Origin of the sequence: Shimwellia pseudoproteus (assembly GCF_016415625.1) — a bacterium.
GTDB classification, from domain to species: Bacteria; Pseudomonadota; Gammaproteobacteria; order Enterobacterales; family Enterobacteriaceae; genus Shimwellia; species Shimwellia pseudoproteus.
Map to the genome: position 1 here is coordinate 1 of NZ_WBXP01000026.1, position 17,619 is coordinate 17,619.

Below are 17,619 nucleotides of genomic sequence, written 5' to 3' on the forward strand. Positions count from 1 at the left end.
GATGTGTTTGCGGGAAAAAAATCGGCCCAGATCCGCGAAATTTTAATCAGCGAGTCAGCTTGGGAAGAAATGACCTGCTTATTCGCACCTTCCTTAACACAAGGAGCGTTTCAGTTAGCTACCACGGAAAATAGTCATTCGTAGTCATACTCATGAAGGGAAACATGGCGACATATTTTGCCCGGGGAATCATTAACCCCAATAATCTGACTTCAGTACGGCTCCCCGCTTCTTGCCACCAGTTCGCCCGCAGCCTTCCAGAGCACCGCAGTGCCCGGTATATCGCGTCACGCGCACTGCTGGCCGAACTTATTTTTATGCTCTACGGCACCAGTAAACTCCCGGAATTAACCGTCGATCAACGCGGCCGCCCCTGCTTTGCCGATCCGTCCCTGGCGGACTTTTCCATTGCCTATGCGGGCAATATTGTCGGCGTGGCGCTGACACCGGAAGGCCGCTGTGGTCTGGATATCGCCATCCAGCGCCCCTCCCAGTTAGTGCGCCACACCGCCCCGGCAGAGTCCCCCTTCAGCAGCAGTGAGAATACCTGGATTAACAATCAGCGCGATCCGCAGGAAGCGCGGCTCCAGCTGGAAACCCTGCGCGGCAGCGTGAATAAACTAACCGGCTGCATGACCAGTGCCGCCGATGAGATTCGCCTGTTTCCCGGGGCGGGCCGCCTGCGGGCGAAGCACGCCCCGGGCATTGAGGCCTTCTGCGATACCGAAGATGTGCTGATCTGGGCCGTCAGCGCCACCCGCAAGATAGATTCGCTAACGCTTTGGGAGTTTGATAATCGCCACGGCTGGCGTAACCTTCCTGATATTCAGGCGCGTTTACGCGGTCCAGGTGGCCGGATAATGCGCTTTACCAGTATGCCGGCGGAGAAAGTGTTAATTCCCGACTAACCTGTTATGACGATTTCAATCAAGGAGTCACTATGTCCGAAACGTTACACGTAGTCACATTACTGGGCAGTCTGCGCAAAGGGTCTTTTAATGGCATGGTTGCCAATACCTTACCCAAAATAGCCCCGGCGGGGATGCAGGTGTCCGCGCTGCCGTCGATTGCGGATATCCCGCTGTACGATGCGGATTTACAGCAAGAGGACGGTTTTCCGGCCGCCGTCACGGCGCTGGCGGATCAGATCCGCGCTGCCGATGGGGTGGTTATCGTCACCCCGGAATATAACTACTCTGTCCCCGGTGGCCTGAAAAACGCCATTGACTGGATCTCCCGCCTGCCGGATCAACCGCTGGCCGGTAAGCCGGTACTTATCCAGACCAGTTCGATGGGGGCCATTGGCGGCGCACGCTGCCAGTATCATCTGCGCCAGATCCTGGTCTTCCTCGATGCGATGGTGATGAATAAGCCGGAATTTATGGGTGGCGTTATCCAGAATAAAGTGGATACCCAGCGCGGTGAAGTTGTCGATCAGAGCACCCTGGACCATTTAACCGGCCAGTTAACCGCCTTCGCGGGTTATATCCAGCGCGTAAAAGATTAATACCGCTATACTGTGCGGGTTAGCCCGCACAGTAACCCAGCCACTCCATGGGTTGTGTTGCTGCATTGTGACTTGTTATTACGAAACACTTTTAGCACGGACCCGATATTTATGTCTTCTGCCCTCTTCCCGGGATCATCCCCGGTGACCACACAGCGCCTGATCGCCATTGATGCATTACGTGGCCTGATGATGCTGTTAATGCTGGTCGATCACCTCCGGGAAACCTTTTACCTGCAGATGCCGGTGAGCGACCCGATGGACATCACCAGTACTTCTGCCGGCTTGTTTCTCATCCGGACACTCTCGCATTTGTGTGCCCCGGTATTCCTCTTTTTAACCGGGCTTTCTGCCGCGCTCTATTATCAACAGACCGCCAGCCGCACCCAGACCGCGGCCTACTTACTGAAGCGTGGCCTGTTCTTGATCCTGCTGGACATCACCGTGGTCAATTTTGCCGCCACCTTCCAGCTGCCGCCGCCGGTTATCCATTTACAGATCCTCTCGGCCATTGGCCTGAGCATGGTCATTATGAGCGCCCTGCTGTTTATTCCCCGCGCGGTAGTGCTGCTGCTGGCACTTATTGTGATCGGTGGCCATAACCTGCTGGATGCTGTACAGCTTCCGGATGGATCAGACTGGGCAATCCCGTTACAGCTGTTGCACCGCCCCGGCTGGATAACACTTAGCGACAGCTTACGCCTGCGCATCGACTATCCGCTGCTCCCCTGGCCTGCGGTGATGGCGCTGGGCTTCTGCACCGGCCCGTGGTTTGCCTCGCTCACCCGGGAGACCAGAACGAAGCGCCTGATCGGCAGCGGTGTACTGCTGCTGCTGGTGTTCTTTGCGGTGCGGGTAATCAACGGTTACGGTGAAGCCCCGTGGCACAGTGGCGCCAGCCTCGGCGAAACCGCGATGGGTTTCTTTAATGTCACCAAATACCCGCCATCCCTGGCGTTCTGTAGCCTGACTCTGGGCGTGGGGCTCTTACTGCTGGCGCTCTTTGATCAGTTACCTAAGTCCTCCTGGCTGGTTGCGCTGGCCGGATTTGGCGCGGCACCGCTGTTTTTCTATCTGGTGCACCTGTATCTGCTAAGAGGGCTGTATATGGGGGCGGTGATGCTGTGGGGGGACAACCACGGTGATATCTATGGGGTGGATCAACTGGGCAGGATCTGGATGATGACCGCTATTCTGGTGATGCTGCTGTTTAAACCGGTACAGGAATTTGCCGGTTATAAGATGCGCCGTCGCGATATTCGCTGGCTGAAGTATTTCTAACGGCCTGGCTCTCGCCACCAGCCATCAGGCTGGTGGCGTACACGCTGATTAGTGGGCGTCAATAAAGACGATTTTCAGCACGAACAGCAGCGCGACAATCACCACGCAGGGGCTCAGTTCCCGTATCCGGCCGGTGCCGATTTTCATCACACAGTAAGCGATAAAACCCAGGGCGATACCTTCGGTAATTGAAAAGGTGAACGGCATCATCACCGCGGTAATAAACGCCGGAACCGCTTCGGTTAAGTCATCCCATTTTACCCGCGCCAGGCTGGAGGTCATCAGTACCCCCACGTAAATCAATGCCCCGGCAGCCGCGTAGCCCGGCACCATTCCCGCCAGCGGAGAGAGAAATATCACCAGCAGGAACAGCAGGCCGGTGATAACCGCTGTCAGCCCGGTACGGCCACCGATGGAGACCCCTGACGTCGATTCGATGTACGCCGTCACCGAAGACGTACCGATAAACGCCCCCATAACAGACGAGGTACTGTCCACAAACAGCGCCTGCTGCATCCGCGGAAATTTACCGGAGGCATCCGTCAGGCCGGCTTTATCGGTCACCCCAATCAGGGTGCCGGAAGAGTCAAACAGGTTCACCAGCATAAACGAGAAGATAACCCCGGCCAGCCCCAGATTAAAGGAGCCCGCCAGATCCACCTGGCCAAAGACCGGTGCGATGCTGGGCGGTGTTGAGATAATCCCGCTGTAGTGGACATCGCCCAGCGCCCAGCCCAGCAGGGTGGTAATGACGATGGAGATAAGCACCGCCGCGTGAATATGGCGCGAGGCCAGAATTGCGATAATAAAGAAGCCCAGTACCCCCAGCAGTACGCTGTGGTTGGTGAGATTACCCACGGCCACCAGGGTATCTTTATTGGCCACGATAACCCCGGCATTTTTCAGGCCCATCATGCCGATAAACAGCCCAATACCGCTGGTTATCCCCACCCGCAGGCCCAGCGGGATATTGGCTATCATCCAGTAGCGGATGCGGAAAATGGTCAACAGGAACAGGCCGACGGCGCCCCAGAAGATAGCCCCCATGCCCATCTGCCAGGTGAGCCCCATAGCCCCTACCACCACAAAGGCGAAGAAGGCATTGAGCCCCATCGCCGGCGCCAGTGCCACCGGTAAATTCGCGATAATCCCCATTAAAATACTGCCTGCGGCAGCAATAAGGCAGGTGGTGACAAACACGGCCTGGGTGTCCATGCCCGCGATGCCCAGGATCTGCGGGTTGACGAACACGATATAAACCATGGTTAAAAAGGTGGTAAAACCAGCGATAATCTCGGTACGTACCGTTGTACCGTGCTCGCGCAGCCTGAACATACGTTCAAGAAAACCGCGGCTGTTCGCCGGGGTAGCGGTTGGTTGGCTCATTGTCATTTTCCGGACAAAGGGAAGTTTTGGTCGCTATCCTATAGCAAAAAATTACTAACAGGCAGGGTAATCACGCACTTTTTTTCATTGAATTTGCTTATACGGCATCGATTGCGTACAGCAAACAGCTTAGAGTAAACGTTCAACTTACAGAAACAGGAAACGGCATGTCCCAGATTGACGCGGTATTTTTTGATTGCGATGGCACGCTGGTGGACAGTGAAGTCATTTGTTCGAAAGCCTATGTCCATATGTTCGCCCAGGCGGGAATAACGCTGGACCTGGAAGAGGTGTTCAAACGGTTTAAGGGCATTAAGCTCTATGAAATTATTGACACCATTAACGCCGAGCACGGCACACAGCTGACCCGGGAGCAACTGGAGCCAGCGTACCGCGCCGAAGTGGCGCGTCTGTTTGACAGCGAGCTGCAGGAGATCCCCGGCGCCGCCAGCCTGGTGGCGAAAATTACCCTGCCGATGTGTATTGTCTCTAACGGCCCGGTCAGCAAAATGCAGCATTCGCTGGGCAAAACCCACATGCTGGACCACTTTGCCGATCGGCTATACAGCGGCTATGACATCCAGTGCTGGAAGCCAGACCCGGCCATTATGTTCCACGCCGCCAGCGAGATGCGCGTAGACCCCACCCGGTCAATTCTGGTGGATGATTCGATGGCCGGCGCCCAGGCCGGGATCGCGGCGGGGATGGAGGTGTTTTACTTCTGTGCCGATCCGCATAACCGGCCGATTGATCACCCGAAGGTGACCACATTCACTGATTTAGCCCAGCTCCCTGCCCTGTGGGCCAGCCGCGGCTGGCATATTACCCGCTAAACGCAGCGCGGCCCCGCGAGGTATCTCGTCGGGGCCGCTAGGCCCTGGCGCCAGGGTGGTGCACTCAGGCGTCGGAATCTTTCCCCGCCAGCAGTTTATCCAGCTCGTCGCCGCCCACATGGCGGAAATCCTGGCCTTTCACGAAATAGAAAATGTACTCGCAGATATTCTGGCAGCGGTCACCGATCCGCTCAATGAAGCGGGCGCAGAATAGCGCCGTCAGTACGCTGGGGATAGTGCGCGGATCTTCCATCATATAGGTCATTAACTGGCGCACGATCCCTTCATATTCCTGGTCGACTTTTTTGTCTTCCCGGTAAATCCGGATGGCCTCGTCAATGTCCATGCGGGCGAAAGCATCGAGGACGTCATGTAACATTTGCACCGTGTGCCGCCCCAGGGATTCAAGGCTCACCAGCAGCGGCTGGTGTTGCTGGGAGAACTTCTCCAGCGCGGTACGGCAGATTTTATCCGCCACATCACCGATGCGTTCCAGCTCAGCGATGGTTTTAATAATCGCCATCACCAGGCGCAGATCGCTGGCGGTGGGCTGGCGTTTGGCGATAATCCGCACGCAGGCCTCGTCGATGGCAACTTCCATCATATTGACGCGCTTATCGCCATCAATAACCTGTTTCGCCAGTTGGCTGTCCTGGTTATGCATGGCGGTGATAGCATCAGACAGCTGCTGTTCTACCAGCCCGCCCATGGTCATCACCTGGGTGCGGATGTACTCCAGCTCGGCATTGAACTGGCCGGAGATGTGTTTATTGAGGTTAAGATTGTCCACGGTACTCTCCTGAATTCCGGCAAAATTTACGGTACGATCACCAGAAAACTCATTGGCCATCAGCCATAACGGCCAGTAATGTAATCTTCGGTCTGTTTCATTTTCGGCCGGGTGAACAGCTCATCAGTTTGGCTGTATTCCACCAGCTCCCCAAGGTACATAAACGCGGTGCGATCGGAGCAGCGGGCGGCCTGCTGCATATTGTGGGTAACAATCACCACGGTGTAGTCCTGTTTTAGTTCGGTTATCAACTCTTCAATGCGCCCGGTGGAGATAGGATCCAGGGCGGAGCACGGTTCATCCAGCAGCAGCACTTCCGGGCGGATGGCAATCCCGCGGGCGATACACAGGCGCTGTTGCTGGCCCCCGGACAGCGAATACCCGCTCTGGTGCAGCTTATCCTTGGTTTCATTCCACAGGGCCGCTTTGGTGAGCGCCCACTGCACGCGTTCATCCATGTCCGCCCGGGAAAGCTTCTCAAACAGGCGCACCCCGAAGGCGATATTGTCGTAGATGGACATCGGGAACGGGGTCGGCTTCTGGAATACCATGCCCACTTTGGCGCGCAGTAACGCGATATCCTGGGAATGGGTGAGAATATTCTCCCCGTCCAGCAGGATTTCGCCTTCGGCGCGCTGCTCCGGGTAGAGCGCGAACATTTTGTTAAAGGTCCGCAGCAGGGTGGATTTACCGCAGCCCGACGGGCCGATAAACGCCGTCACCTCGTTTTTCTCAATATCCAGATTGATGTTTTTCAGGGCGTGAAACTTACCGTAGTAGAAGTTCAGATTACGCACCTGAATTTTGCCGGAGGCTGTATTAACCGTACTCATCTGTTTCTTTTCCTCATGCGGTGCGGCATCCCGCCACACCGACGTCAATTAGTGCTTCTTCGGCGCGAACACCACGCGCGCCAGAATGTTCAGTAACAGGACGCACAGGGTAATAATCAGTACCCCCGCCCAGGCCAGGGCCTGCCAGTCGGCAAATGGGCTCATGGCAAATTTAAAGATGGTCACCGGCAGGTTAGCCAGCGGCTGCATCATGTCGGTGCTCCAGAACTGGTTAGAGAGCGAGGTAAACAGCAGCGGGGCCGTCTCCCCGGCAATACGCGCAATCGCCAGCAGTACCCCGGTCATGATCCCGGAGACCGACGCTTTGAGCGTAATGGCGGAAATCATTTTCCACTTCGGTGTCCCCAGGGCGTAGGCCGCCTCACGCAGGCTATCCGGCACCAGCTTGAGCATGTTCTCGGTGGTGCGGATAACAATCGGAACCTGTAACAACGCCAGGGCTATCACCCCGGCCCAGCCAGAGAAGTGCTGCATCCGCGCCACCACGATGGTGTAGACGAACAGCCCCACCACAATGGACGGCGCCGACAGCAGGATATCGTTAATAAAGCGGATCACCTCTGCCAGCCAGGATTTACGGCCATACTCTGCCAGATAAATCCCCGCCATAATGCCCAGCGGCGTACCGATAACCGTCGCCCAGAGGATCAACAGGCCGCTCCCGGCCAGGGCATTGGCCAGCCCGCCACCGGCAGTGTTCGGCGGCGGGGTCATTTCGGTAAACAGTGCCCAGGACATCCCGTCCATACCGCGCGTTACCGTTGAAAACAGGATCCACACCAGCCAGAACAGCCCAAACGCCATGGTGGCCATAGAGAGGGTCAGCGCAATACGGTTCTTCAGGCGCCTGCGGGCCTGCATCTTACGGCGGGAAGCCGCCAGCGCTTCGCTATTGTGTAATTCGATGGTCGCCATTAACGTGCCCCTTCATTTTTTGCCAGGCGCAGGATCATCAGCTTAGAAATCGCCAGGACGATAAAGGTGATAACAAACAAGATCAGGCCCAGCTCCATCAGGGCAGCCACATGTAAGCCGGATTCGGCTTCGGCGAATTCGTTAGCCAGCGCCGAGGTTATACTGTTGCCCGGCATATACAGTGAGACGCTGTCCAGCTGGTAGGTATTACCGATGATAAAGGTGACTGCCATTGTCTCCCCGAGGGCGCGCCCCAGGCCAAGCATCACGCCGCCGATCACCCCGTTTTTCGTAAAGGGCAGTACGATACGCCAGATAACTTCCCACGTAGTGCAGCCGATCCCGTAGGCGGACTCTTTCATCATCACCGGGGTCTGTTCGAACACATCCCGCATCACCGAGGCGATATACGGAATGATCATGATGGCGAGAATGACGCCCGCGGCGAGGATACCAATCCCAAATGCGGGGCCAGAGAACAGCGCGCCGACAAACGGGATAGCGGAGAGGATATTGCCCACCGGCTCCTGAAACCAGGTCGCGAACAGCGGCGCAAAAATAAACAGCCCCCACATGCCATACACAATACTAGGGATCGCCGCCAGTAGCTCAATGGCGGTCCCCAGCGGGCGGCGCAGCCAGCCCGGGGCCAGTTCCGTGAGGAATAACGCAATACCGAAGCTCACCGGGACCGCGATCAGCAGGGCAATAAATGAGGTGACGAGGGTGCCGTAAATCGGCACCAGCGCCCCGTAGACATCGTTAGGGGCATCCCACTCTTTGGTCCACAAGAAGGCGAAGCCAAACTTCTCGATACTCGGCCAGGAGGAGATGATCAGGGAGACGATAATTCCGCCCAGCAGAAATAGCACAATCAGCGCAGCCAGCCGAACCAGCGCACTGAAAATAACATCGCCTTTTTTACCCGGGGAACTTAACACCGGCTTTGTTACCGCCATAATTCACTCTTTCAAGTAAATCGCCAGCCCGGGTGAGTCTCCGGCCTGGCGATGAAGACCATTACGCGATTAATACAGAGATTTACCGCTGCTATCCTTGATGTTGGTTTTCCATGCAGCGCGAACCTGTTCAACCACACTCTCAGGCAAGGTGGCGTAATCCAGCGCGTTGGCTTCTTTGGTACCGTCTTTGTAAGCCCAGTCAAAGAATTTCAGCACTTCTGCGCCCTGCCCGGGTTTCTGCTGTTCTTTATGAATCAGAATAAAGGTGGTGGAACTGATTGGCCACACATCATCCCCTTTCTGGTTCGTCAGATCCTGAGCGAAGGTTTTGCTCCAGTCCGCGCCTTTTGCCGCGTTGGAGAAGCTCACTTCCGTCGGTTTGACCGCCTTGCCATCCGCTGAGATAAGCTGGGTGTAGGCCAGGTTGTTCTGCTTAGCATAGGCATATTCCACGTAACCGATGGAGCCCGGCAGACGCTGTACAAATGCAGCAACCCCGTCGTTACCTTTACCGCCCAGACCGGTCGGCCAGTTTACGGTAGAGCCAGAGCCCACTTTGGTTTTCCACTCATCGTTCACCTTCGCCAGATAGCTGGTGAACACGTAAGAGGTGCCGGAACCGTCCGCACGGCGAACCACAGCAATGTTCTGCGCCGGCAGTTTCTTACCCGGGTTCAGCTTAGCGATTGCCGCGTCATCCCATTTTTTGATTTTCCCAAGGTAGATATCCCCGAGGGTTTTACCGTCCAGCACCAGCTCACCGGATTTGAAGCCCGGCAGATTTACCGCCAGCACCACGCCGCCAATCACGGTGGGGAACTGGAACAACCCTTCCTGCTGGAGTTTTTCATCGCTGAGTGGGGCATCAGATGCGCCGAAGTCAACGGTATTGGCAGTGATCTGTTTTACGCCGCCGGAGGAGCCGATCCCCTGATAGTTCACCTTATTACCGGTGCTCTTGTTGTAGGAGTCAGCCCATTTGGCATACACCGGCGCCGGGAAGGTTGCCCCTGCACCTGTCAGGCTGGCGGCAGCCTGAGCTGCAAATGCGCTCAGGGATAAAGTCGCGGCGACAACAGTTGCGACGGTGGTACGCATAACTTTCATAATGTCTCCTGCTCGGTGTTCGTAATCTATTGTTTAAACGCTATGGTGAGCAAAGTAGGACAGTTTGGTGACAGTAAAATGTATGAAATATGACAGATTTATGACAGCGGTTTTGTGGCGCGCCACATCATTAAAAATAGATTATTAATCAATAGAATAACAATATTCTTAACCCACTAAATAATTACCGTTTTTTTTCAGTATGACCAAAAGTGCCGCCAATAATGACAGAACCGCGGCGCCGGTCACCGCCGCGCAAACGATTAAATACTCCGCAATCGGACATAATTAGCCAGCTATTTTCTCTTCCAGACTGGCGTTTTACTGAACATTACTATATGGTTGCCGCGCCTGAAGGGGAGGGATCACACTTTTCGTCCATTCCGCTGCTTTTTCACTCCTTCCGGCACCGCTAACTGGCAACAACAACGACGTTTCGCTACGCCGTGCAGAGCACCTGCCGGATGGCGGCCTTAATCCTCTCACCATGGAATCGTTCACTCCCTGGCAGAGGTTTTTTTTAGCGCCGGAACGCAAACGTTTCCGTTGCTGTGCAGTTTGGTACCGAAAAGCACGATTAACAGATGTGGCAATGAAATCTAGCAAGGCAAACACAATGAAAAACAACATCATCGGCTATGCGTGGGCCAGTGCATTACTGCTGCCCTTGCTCTCTCCGGCATATGCTGACACCCAGAGCAATATTGATACCTCCTGCCACTACGGCAATGGCGGCGTGGATAATCTGGGTGATTTCTTTACCTGTGGTACCGTAAGCGGCAGCCTGCGCTCACTTTACTACTCCACCCATAACGCCTACTTCGCCAAAGGGTTCAACCAGGACACCATCAGCTACGGTGGCAGCCTGAAATACCAGAGCGCCCTGCTTGCCGGGTTTCAGTTTGGGGTGAGCGGGATTTTCCTGCGCGGCATCAACCACGGCGATAACAGCCACACCATCAGCGACATTGGCCAGAACCAGAATAATATTGGTGAAGCCTGGCTGAGCTGGCAGTGGGACTATCTGAAAATTACCGCCGGCGATCAGCGCCTCGATCTGCCGTTTATGGGGGATTATGACTGGCGTATTACCCCGATACTCTACCGGGCGGTGGATGTAAATTATGGCGATAAAGACAACTTTATCCGCGCCACCAAAGTCTGGCGCTATAAGCCCTGGGGCGATGATAACTTCCTGAAGACCACGGCCTATACCGATATTGATACCCCGACGAACGGCATGTGGGGTGCCGGTGCCGGCCGGGCAGTGCAGCTGGATGACAAAAAGCTGTCTGGCCAGATTTGGTACGAAGAATACGAAGACTATACCCGGCTGGTGTATGGCGAGAGCCACCTGAGCTGGCAGCAAACGGTAATGCAGCCGGATGTGGCCGTGCAGTTTATCCGCGGCACCAGCGAAGGTAAGGCCCTGGCCGGAGAGGTCAACAGCACCTCTTACGGGGCACAACTGGCGCTGGCACTGACCCCATCACTGGGATGGAAGCTGGGTTATAACCATATCGCCGGTAGCGCAAACAGCTGGAATAATGGTGCCCTGGTGACACCGTATGCTCATAACAGCTCATCCGGGCCATACTTTGCACAGCCTTACTTTACCAGCACCCAGGATCTGGGGAGCGGTAACGCCTGGGCCACTGAGTTTAATTTTGTCGCCACCCAGAACCTGTCCGTCGGCACCCGCTATTCCTTTATGGATCTGAAGCCGTCTGTTGCCTCGGCGAGTATTAATCAGTCCGAATATCTGGTGTACGCAATCTGGGCATTTGATGGTGCACTGAAAGGCCTGAGCATCAGCGACTTCGCCGGGGTGCAAACCTCACCGCTGTATGATTCCAGCTTCTGGCAGAACCGCCTGACACTGCAATACGACTTCTGATTACCGCCCGGGGGCATCGGTGATGATGCCCCCGGGTGATATATCGCAGCCATAAAAAAACCCGCTTTTCAGCGGGTTTTTTATCACCGTAGCTCAGCTACTCAGGACAAGTCCGTCATCGTTATTGTCAGCTGCGGCGTGAATTCTGGCGTAATTACAGCGCTACAACGTTAGCAGCTGCCGGGCCTTTAGCACCATTTTCGATGGTGAATTCAACTTTCTGGCCTTCTTCCAGGGTACGGAAGTTATCGCTCTGGATAGCAGAGAAGTGTACGAATACATCTTTGCTGCCGTCAGTCGGGGAGATAAAGCCGAAGCCTTTGTCAGCGTTGAACCATTTTACTAAACCAGTCATTTTGTTAGACATTGAGATTACCTTACTGTTTTTTTTGAGCCGTATGCGGCGAAAGTGGTCTGTTTTTCAGAAGTAACTTATTGGGCACTTAGGAGGAGGCTCATGAAGAAGAGGTATCTTTGGATAACGCCTGAACTGAGGACTGCTTTACTAAAACTGCTTTCATAAGGTCTGACTTTCAAACCGGTGACGCTATTTACTCATGTTTAGCCCCTGGGATCAAGCGCTGTTTTTAAATAATTATTTTTCCCATTTAGCCAGCGGTAGAAATCTGCAGATAATCCCATGATCCCGGGGAAAAGCTCACAGCAGAAAAAGCCAAATAAACCGCGGCGGGAAAAAGCGAGATTTGATTATTTGTGCGTTGCCTGTTTGCGCGGCAAAAAAAGAAGATTAGAAATCGAATTATTATAATTAGAAGTGTCGTAAATACGCATTTGTTAATAACACGGTGGGAGTTTTACCCTGCCGGGAAAGCAGCAGATGTAAGTAAATATTAATATAAAATACCCGTATTTTCCCCGAGTATTTATCCCTAAAAGCGCTCTGAATACCGCTGAAATATAGACAGTAATTCACTGTTATCGCTCAGCAAACTCTTTCCATGATATCAGTCGCGCTCAGTAGGGATAGAAGATTTCCGTTAGCGGCTGGCTGCGGATGTGGCCGCTTCAGCATAATGGTAGCCGCGGGACTCCATAAAATCGGCAATGGCTTTTTCCGCGTTGGCCAGCACGTCATCAAGTGGTTTATTGGCATCAATATCAACGATATTTGCGCCGCCAAACGTCAGCTGTGGTGTGATGGCAATCTTGCGCGCCAGGGCTTCCGGGCGGTGGTCAGGCTTGCGGGCGCAGGCCACGTCAAGATCAACATTGAGCTTGATAACCAGGTCCGGTTTCACGCCGGCCATCCAGCGAAATGCCTTACGCTCCAGCTCAGCAAGCCAGGAAACAAACGGGCTGCCGGGGATATTCGCCGGGAATACCGTACCGTCATACGCACCAGGAATTTCGATCTGCGGGTAGCGGTCAGTCAGGATAATTAACCCGCGACGACGGCACGCCAGCATATGGCGAAAACGCAGTAAACGGCGCACCACAAACGACATAATAACTAAAGCAGGACCCGCACCCGGCAACGCCTTGGCAGTCTTCACTTTATTGTGTTCAATCGCTTTACCGATGGATTTACCCATCAGCGGAAGTTTAGTAACGGCACGACCAACATTCCCAGCTTGTTTACCCAGGTGAACCTGAACAGCGGGACCATATTTTTCTACGCAGGGGAGGAGATGTTCGCAGACGGTTGATTTTCCAGAGCCATCACTGCCAATAACTGCTATGAGCGGTGGAAGTTTAGAATGCATAAAAATACTCACTTCTTAAAATATTTTAAGAAAATACTCTCTTCTTCGGATATCCTCAAGGAGGCGCTATATAAATAGCAAGAAGTCACAAAGAGTCATTGTCACGGCACGTGACGCAAATATCCTGAATTCAGGATGAATTAATATACAACAAATTTTTTGAGATTGGGTTTTTTCGTGAGTCAACAGATTAGTCCTATTGCTAATCATCCTCCTGTGCGGGTGATTGCCATCACGGGTTGCGATGGTTCCGGCAAATCAACCCTGGCCACCAGCCTGGTCAATCATCTGGCACCTCAACAACCGGTAGAGATGATCTACCTCGGTCAGTCCTCTGGCCGAATCGGTGAGTGGATCAGCGAATTGCCGATCATTGGTGCGCCTTTTGGCCGCTATTTGCTGAAAAAAGCAGATAACGTTAATGAACGTCCATCCACCCCGCCCGGTGCGGTAACGGCGCTGGTTATCTATCTGCTTTCTTGCTGGCGGGCGTATAAATTTCGTAAAATGCTGGCCCGCAGCAAACAAGGCCGGATACTGATTACTGACCGCTACCCGCAGGCCGAAGTGCCCGGGTTTCGCTTTGATGGCCCCCAACTGGCAAAAACCAGCGGTGGCAGTTGGTGGGTACAGGCTCTGAGGCGGCGTGAGCAAAAGCTGTATCAGTGGATGGCGTCATACCCGCCGCTACTGCTGATCCGCCTGGATATTGATGCGGAAACCGCCCACGCCCGTAAGCCTGACCATAAATTGTCGGCGCTGCGTGAGAAAGTGGCGGTAATACCGACGCTGACTTTTAACGGTGCCCACATCCTCAATCTGGATGGCCGGGAACCCGCGGATACCATACTGAATGAATCGCTTAACGCGATTCGGGCCTCTCTCGCGTAATCACAGCCCCTGTGCTTGCCACTTAAGATAGATGTAAATGCAAACAGATAAATTGAACACAAATAACGAACCAGCCGCTGATTATATTCCTGGACTGGTAGCCGTTGTGGGCTGTGATGGCACCGGCAAATCCACCCTTACCGCCGATCTGGTTAAACATCTTAATCGTCGCTGGGTCACCGAACGCCGTTATCTGGGGCTGGTATCCGGTGAAGATGGCGACAAAATTAAAAAGCTGCCGATTATCGGGGTCTGGCTGGAACGCCGTCTGGCGAAAAAGTCCTCGAAAACCCAGAGCATGACCACGAAGGCACCCGCACTCTGGGCGGCGCTTATCATGTACGGTTTCTCCCTGCGCCGGATGTCCAATTTGCGCAAAGTAAAACGGCTGGCGGAGAGCGGCGTGCTGGTGATAAGCGATCGTTATCCCCAGGCGGAGATTTCCGGGTTCCATTATGACGGGCCGGGTATCGGCGTTGAGCGTGCCACCGGCAAAATCACCAAATGGCTGGCGGAACGTGAGCGTCTGCTGTACCTGGAAATGGCGAAGTACCGCCCGCAGTTGCTGATTCGCCTGGATATCGACATTGATACCGCCTTCGCACGCAAGCCTGACCACGACTACGAAGAGCTACGCGATAAAATCGCCATCATGGTGAAGCTCCATTACAACGGCACCCGCATTTTTGAGCTCGACTCCCGGCAGCCTTACGCAGAGGAGCTACAACAAGCGCTCGACGCCATCGGCGACGTGGCGGAAAGCTCGCGGCGCACGGCTGTCACGGCCTGAGCCCCCCTGGCGCTGATGTGCGATATATCAGGGCCAGAATGTGATGCCCGCAGTGACTGTCAGGATACTGTTTAACCGCCTGATATTCACTGCAAAAACCCTGCCACCGGCAGCATTATCCTTTGGCTTAACATGCTACATCCTCTTTAGATTGACTGAATTTTAGTTTATTCTGATGCCGCCTGATGCCCACCTGAGTTTATTGTCTCAATTCTTATACCTGGTGTTGTTAAAGGAACGCAAACAGTGTGGCTTTACATTCCACGGACGGGGGCACGCCTGAACTCAGACCAAAAGATTACCGTGTCTGATGTATATGCTGGGTAGGTTTTCCTGCTGAGCGGTTGATAACCTTGTCTGGCTGAGTTGGCTGGTATGGCTGGTTTTTTACCATGAAACATTGGTTCTCCGATGGCGCATTCCGCACCATTATTCGTAATACTGCTTATTTAGGCTCCAGTAACGTGGTGAGTGCCCTGCTTGGTTTAGTGGCGCTGTCTTGTGCCGGTAAAGGCATGACACCTGAAATGTTTGGGGTCCTCGTTGTTGTTCAGTCCTACGCGAAAGCGATCAGTGACTTTATCAAATTCCAGACCTGGCAACTGGTTGTGCAATATGGCACACCGGCGCTGGCCAGTAAAAACATCCAAAAATTCCGCGATGTTATTTCACTCTCCTTCGGTCTGGATATTGCCAGCGGCGCCGTGGCCGTGGTGGGCGGGATGGTATTACTGCCGTTCCTGTCACATTCGTTAGGACTGGATTCCAACAGTTTCTGGCTGGCCATGCTCTACTGCACCTTGATCCCATCAATGGCGGCATCAACGCCAACCGGGATTTTACGTGCCGTAGACCGCTTCGATTTGATTGCCATTCAGCAAGCCACCAAACCGTTCCTGCGGGCGCTGGGCAGCGTTATTGCCTGGTACTGGGACCTCGGTTTTGCCGGTTTCGTTGTTGCCTGGTACGCCTCTAACCTGATTGGCGGCACCATGTACTGGTGGTTTGCGGCCAATGAATTGCGCCGCCGCAATATTCACAATGCCCTGCGTCCCAGCTTATTTAAAGCGGCGAGGAAACTGGAAGACGCCTGGAACTTTGTCTGGACCACCAACTTTGCCCACTCAATTTGGGCGGCCCGTAACTCCTGCAGTACCGTATTAGTCGGTATCGTGCTCGGGCCTGCGGCTGCCGGGTTGTTTAAGATTGCCATGACCTTCTTTGACGCCACGGGCACACCGGCTAAACTGCTGGAGAAAAGCTTTTATCCCGAGATTATGCGTCTCGATCCGCGCACCAAGCAGCCCTGGGTTCTGGGGTTAAAATCCGCGTTTCTGGCAGGCGGGATCGGGATTCTGGTTGCCCTGGTGGTGATGGTTGCCGGGAAGCCATTAATTTCGGTAGTCTTTGGCCATAAATACCTTGAGGCCTATGACTTAATTAAAATAATGCTGGGGGCTATTGTAGTATCGATGATGGGCTTCCCCCAGGAATCGTTACTGTTTATGGCCGGTAAACAACGTATTTTCCTGGTTATGCAGACGATTGCCTCTGCATCTTATATTGTACTTCTGATTGTGTTGTCTCATTTCTTTGGGGTTGTGGGCGCCGCCTATGCGTATTTAGGTGGTCAATGTTTAGATGTTCTGACATCACTACTGCCCACACTGCGAGCCTACCATCAGCGTCATTTATTAAGGTTCAGGGCATCCAAAGAGAGTACCTAATGACCAACAGATGGAATAAATTTTCCGCGGAAACGGAACAACGGCTGTTTGATGCCATTGATGAAGACGACGTTGCTGATGAGCATGTCGGTCTGCCGGCGGTAATTGACTTACAGTGCACGGAAGAGAACATTCGCGCGAATTATGGCTTGTGCCTGCAGTACTGGGAGGATGGTTTTACCCGGACTGAGCTATTGCGCCTGGTACTGAAGCAACTGAGAAACGGCGGCTTATCCAAACAGGAGCGGATGCAATATAAATACATTCGCTCCCGCTATAAGCATTTGCGTTTTGCCCTGCGTCTGTACAGCAAGAAACATGAATCCCGTATGTGGTTCAGCAAAACCACGGTATTCCTTGGCCGCTACCAGGATGCGTTTCGTAATAAGAAGCAGGAAAACGTCAGTTTTTACGGCAAACTGCTGCGGGTTTACCTCAGCCTGCCGGTCTGGGTGCTGGTGCGTTACTCCTTACGCCATATCCAGCTGGATAGCGTGAAAAGCTTTATCGCTTACCGTCAGCAAGAAATGCGTAATTTACAGGCCCTGATCGCTAAACCGCTGTTAACCGGCCGCGAGTTTCACGATGTGCGTAAAATTGTCAGCCAGCAGGTGTCATACTATGACACCCTGCGTTCGATTGATCCGGGTAATCAGGAAGCGTTTCAAGTCTCTCGTTTTCTGGCTGCCATTAACGGCATTATGGGCGATAAGCACGACGAGATGGTGGCGGATGATCTGGCGGGCGTAAAGGCCTACAGTGAGCCTACGGCCCTGGAGCCCAGCCTCCGTGAGCGCCTGGAATTGCTGCTGGCGCGTTACCCGCTGTAATCCGGTTTCCAGGCCAGCGCGGAGCCACATTCTCCGCGCTGTCGCCGTAGTAGTTGGTTATATCATAACCGCATTTTTCGCCGCTCATCGGTGCACCGGCTGCGATAATCTGTGAAAGTTCTGTT

At 53.9% G+C, this 17,619-nt stretch carries 17 protein-coding genes; 9 read left to right on the forward strand and 8 right to left on the reverse strand.

Annotated elements, in window-relative coordinates; translation table 11 throughout:
- Window positions 1-164 precede the first annotated feature (164 nt).
- From F9C28_RS12345 to F9C28_RS12355, 3 genes are all read left to right on the forward strand, one after another.
- Window positions 165-908 carry a 4'-phosphopantetheinyl transferase family protein gene (locus F9C28_RS12345; RefSeq protein WP_199015668.1) on the forward strand — a complete coding sequence of 248 codons (744 nt, stop codon included), beginning with the start codon at window positions 165-167 and terminating at the stop codon, window positions 906-908.
- A gap of 32 nt (window positions 909-940) precedes the next feature.
- On the forward strand, window positions 941-1,507 hold the full coding sequence (locus F9C28_RS12350; protein WP_199015669.1) for an NADPH-dependent FMN reductase: 567 nt from the start codon (window positions 941-943) through the stop codon (window positions 1,505-1,507).
- Window positions 1,508-1,618: 111 nt separating this feature from the next.
- Complete coding sequence (locus tag F9C28_RS12355; RefSeq protein ID WP_199015670.1) at window positions 1,619-2,788, forward strand: DUF1624 domain-containing protein; 1,170 nt, start codon at window positions 1,619-1,621, stop codon at window positions 2,786-2,788.
- A gap of 48 nt (window positions 2,789-2,836) precedes the next feature.
- Here F9C28_RS12355 and F9C28_RS12360 read toward each other — a convergent pair whose 3' ends face one another.
- Complete coding sequence (locus F9C28_RS12360) at window positions 2,837-4,174, reverse strand: NCS2 family permease (protein WP_199015671.1); 1,338 nt, start codon at window positions 4,172-4,174, stop codon at window positions 2,837-2,839.
- A 167-nt stretch (window positions 4,175-4,341) separates the two neighbouring features.
- On the opposite strand from F9C28_RS12360, the gene yieH reads away from it, so the two are divergent.
- Window positions 4,342-5,007 (forward strand): 6-phosphogluconate phosphatase, encoded by a 666-nt coding sequence (yieH, locus tag F9C28_RS12365; protein WP_199015672.1) that lies wholly within the window; start codon window positions 4,342-4,344, stop codon window positions 5,005-5,007.
- A 64-nt stretch (window positions 5,008-5,071) separates the two neighbouring features.
- Here yieH and phoU read toward each other — a convergent pair whose 3' ends face one another.
- The 5 genes from phoU to pstS all read right to left on the reverse strand — a co-directional run bounded on the left by phoU (window position 5,072) and on the right by pstS (window position 9,635).
- Window positions 5,072-5,797, reverse strand: coding sequence for a phosphate signaling complex protein PhoU (gene phoU / locus F9C28_RS12370; protein ID WP_199015673.1), 726 nt, complete (start codon window positions 5,795-5,797; stop codon window positions 5,072-5,074).
- 59 nt (window positions 5,798-5,856) lie between these two features.
- A complete protein-coding gene (pstB, locus tag F9C28_RS12375; protein ID WP_199015674.1) occupies window positions 5,857-6,630 on the reverse strand; it encodes a phosphate ABC transporter ATP-binding protein PstB in 774 nt (257 codons plus the stop codon).
- Between the two features lie 48 nt (window positions 6,631-6,678).
- A complete protein-coding gene (pstA, locus tag F9C28_RS12380) occupies window positions 6,679-7,566 on the reverse strand; it encodes a phosphate ABC transporter permease PstA (protein WP_199015675.1) in 888 nt (295 codons plus the stop codon).
- On the reverse strand, window positions 7,566-8,525 hold the full coding sequence (gene pstC, locus F9C28_RS12385) for a phosphate ABC transporter permease PstC (protein WP_199015676.1): 960 nt from the start codon (window positions 8,523-8,525) through the stop codon (window positions 7,566-7,568). The genes pstA and pstC overlap by 1 nt, the downstream gene beginning before the upstream one ends.
- A 69-nt stretch (window positions 8,526-8,594) precedes the next feature.
- Window positions 8,595-9,635 (reverse strand): phosphate ABC transporter substrate-binding protein PstS, encoded by a 1,041-nt coding sequence (pstS, locus tag F9C28_RS12390; protein ID WP_199015677.1) that lies wholly within the window; start codon window positions 9,633-9,635, stop codon window positions 8,595-8,597.
- Between the two features lie 616 nt (window positions 9,636-10,251).
- On the opposite strand from pstS, the gene F9C28_RS12395 reads away from it, so the two are divergent.
- A complete protein-coding gene (locus tag F9C28_RS12395; RefSeq protein ID WP_199015678.1) occupies window positions 10,252-11,532 on the forward strand; it encodes a TonB-dependent receptor in 1,281 nt (426 codons plus the stop codon).
- Between the two features lie 154 nt (window positions 11,533-11,686).
- Here the strand turns inward: F9C28_RS12395 and cspG are convergent, their stop codons facing one another.
- Together cspG and F9C28_RS12405 are read right to left on the reverse strand one after the other, a co-directional pair.
- Complete coding sequence (gene cspG / locus F9C28_RS12400) at window positions 11,687-11,899, reverse strand: cold shock protein CspG (RefSeq protein ID WP_199015679.1); 213 nt, start codon at window positions 11,897-11,899, stop codon at window positions 11,687-11,689.
- A 631-nt stretch (window positions 11,900-12,530) separates the two neighbouring features.
- On the reverse strand, window positions 12,531-13,256 hold the full coding sequence (locus F9C28_RS12405; RefSeq protein WP_199015680.1) for a dTMP kinase: 726 nt from the start codon (window positions 13,254-13,256) through the stop codon (window positions 12,531-12,533).
- A 177-nt stretch (window positions 13,257-13,433) separates the two neighbouring features.
- On the opposite strand from F9C28_RS12405, the gene F9C28_RS12410 reads away from it, so the two are divergent.
- The 4 genes from F9C28_RS12410 (at window position 13,434) to F9C28_RS12425 (ending at window position 17,494) form a co-directional block, all read left to right on the forward strand.
- Entirely contained in the window at window positions 13,434-14,147 is a 714-nt protein-coding gene (locus F9C28_RS12410; RefSeq protein WP_199015681.1) for a nucleoside/nucleotide kinase family protein, read from the forward strand.
- Between the two features lie 37 nt (window positions 14,148-14,184).
- Window positions 14,185-14,937, forward strand: a complete 753-nt coding sequence (locus F9C28_RS12415; RefSeq protein ID WP_199015682.1) for a nucleoside/nucleotide kinase family protein — start codon at window positions 14,185-14,187, stop codon at window positions 14,935-14,937.
- Window positions 14,938-15,329: 392 nt separating this feature from the next.
- Window positions 15,330-16,664, forward strand: coding sequence for a lipopolysaccharide biosynthesis protein (locus F9C28_RS12420; RefSeq protein WP_199015683.1), 1,335 nt, complete (start codon window positions 15,330-15,332; stop codon window positions 16,662-16,664).
- A complete protein-coding gene (locus tag F9C28_RS12425; protein ID WP_199015684.1) occupies window positions 16,664-17,494 on the forward strand; it encodes a hypothetical protein in 831 nt (276 codons plus the stop codon). The genes F9C28_RS12420 and F9C28_RS12425 overlap by 1 nt, the downstream gene beginning before the upstream one ends.
- Window positions 17,495-17,619 lie beyond the last annotated feature (125 nt).

Excerpts from the sequence above, each read along its gene's own strand:
- F9C28_RS12345 (WP_199015668.1), top strand. The coding sequence starts at position 165 with ATGGCGACATATTTTGCCCGGGGAATCATTAACCCCAATAATCTGACT.
- F9C28_RS12350 (WP_199015669.1), top strand. The coding sequence starts at position 941 with ATGTCCGAAACGTTACACGTAGTCACATTACTGGGCAGTCTGCGCAAA.
- F9C28_RS12355 (WP_199015670.1), top strand. The coding sequence starts at position 1,619 with ATGTCTTCTGCCCTCTTCCCGGGATCATCCCCGGTGACCACACAGCGC.
- F9C28_RS12360 (WP_199015671.1), bottom strand. The coding sequence starts at position 4,174 with ATGAGCCAACCAACCGCTACCCCGGCGAACAGCCGCGGTTTTCTTGAA.
- yieH (WP_199015672.1), top strand. The coding sequence starts at position 4,342 with ATGTCCCAGATTGACGCGGTATTTTTTGATTGCGATGGCACGCTGGTG.
- pstB (WP_199015674.1), bottom strand. The coding sequence starts at position 6,630 with ATGAGTACGGTTAATACAGCCTCCGGCAAAATTCAGGTGCGTAATCTG.
- pstA (WP_199015675.1), bottom strand. The coding sequence starts at position 7,566 with ATGGCGACCATCGAATTACACAATAGCGAAGCGCTGGCGGCTTCCCGC.
- pstC (WP_199015676.1), bottom strand. The coding sequence starts at position 8,525 with ATGGCGGTAACAAAGCCGGTGTTAAGTTCCCCGGGTAAAAAAGGCGAT.
- pstS (WP_199015677.1), bottom strand. The coding sequence starts at position 9,635 with ATGAAAGTTATGCGTACCACCGTCGCAACTGTTGTCGCCGCGACTTTA.
- F9C28_RS12395 (WP_199015678.1), top strand. The coding sequence starts at position 10,252 with ATGAAAAACAACATCATCGGCTATGCGTGGGCCAGTGCATTACTGCTG.
- cspG (WP_199015679.1), bottom strand. The coding sequence starts at position 11,899 with ATGTCTAACAAAATGACTGGTTTAGTAAAATGGTTCAACGCTGACAAA.
- F9C28_RS12405 (WP_199015680.1), bottom strand. The coding sequence starts at position 13,256 with ATGCATTCTAAACTTCCACCGCTCATAGCAGTTATTGGCAGTGATGGC.
- F9C28_RS12415 (WP_199015682.1), top strand. The coding sequence starts at position 14,185 with ATGCAAACAGATAAATTGAACACAAATAACGAACCAGCCGCTGATTAT.
- F9C28_RS12420 (WP_199015683.1), top strand. The coding sequence starts at position 15,330 with ATGAAACATTGGTTCTCCGATGGCGCATTCCGCACCATTATTCGTAAT.
- F9C28_RS12425 (WP_199015684.1), top strand. The coding sequence starts at position 16,664 with ATGACCAACAGATGGAATAAATTTTCCGCGGAAACGGAACAACGGCTG.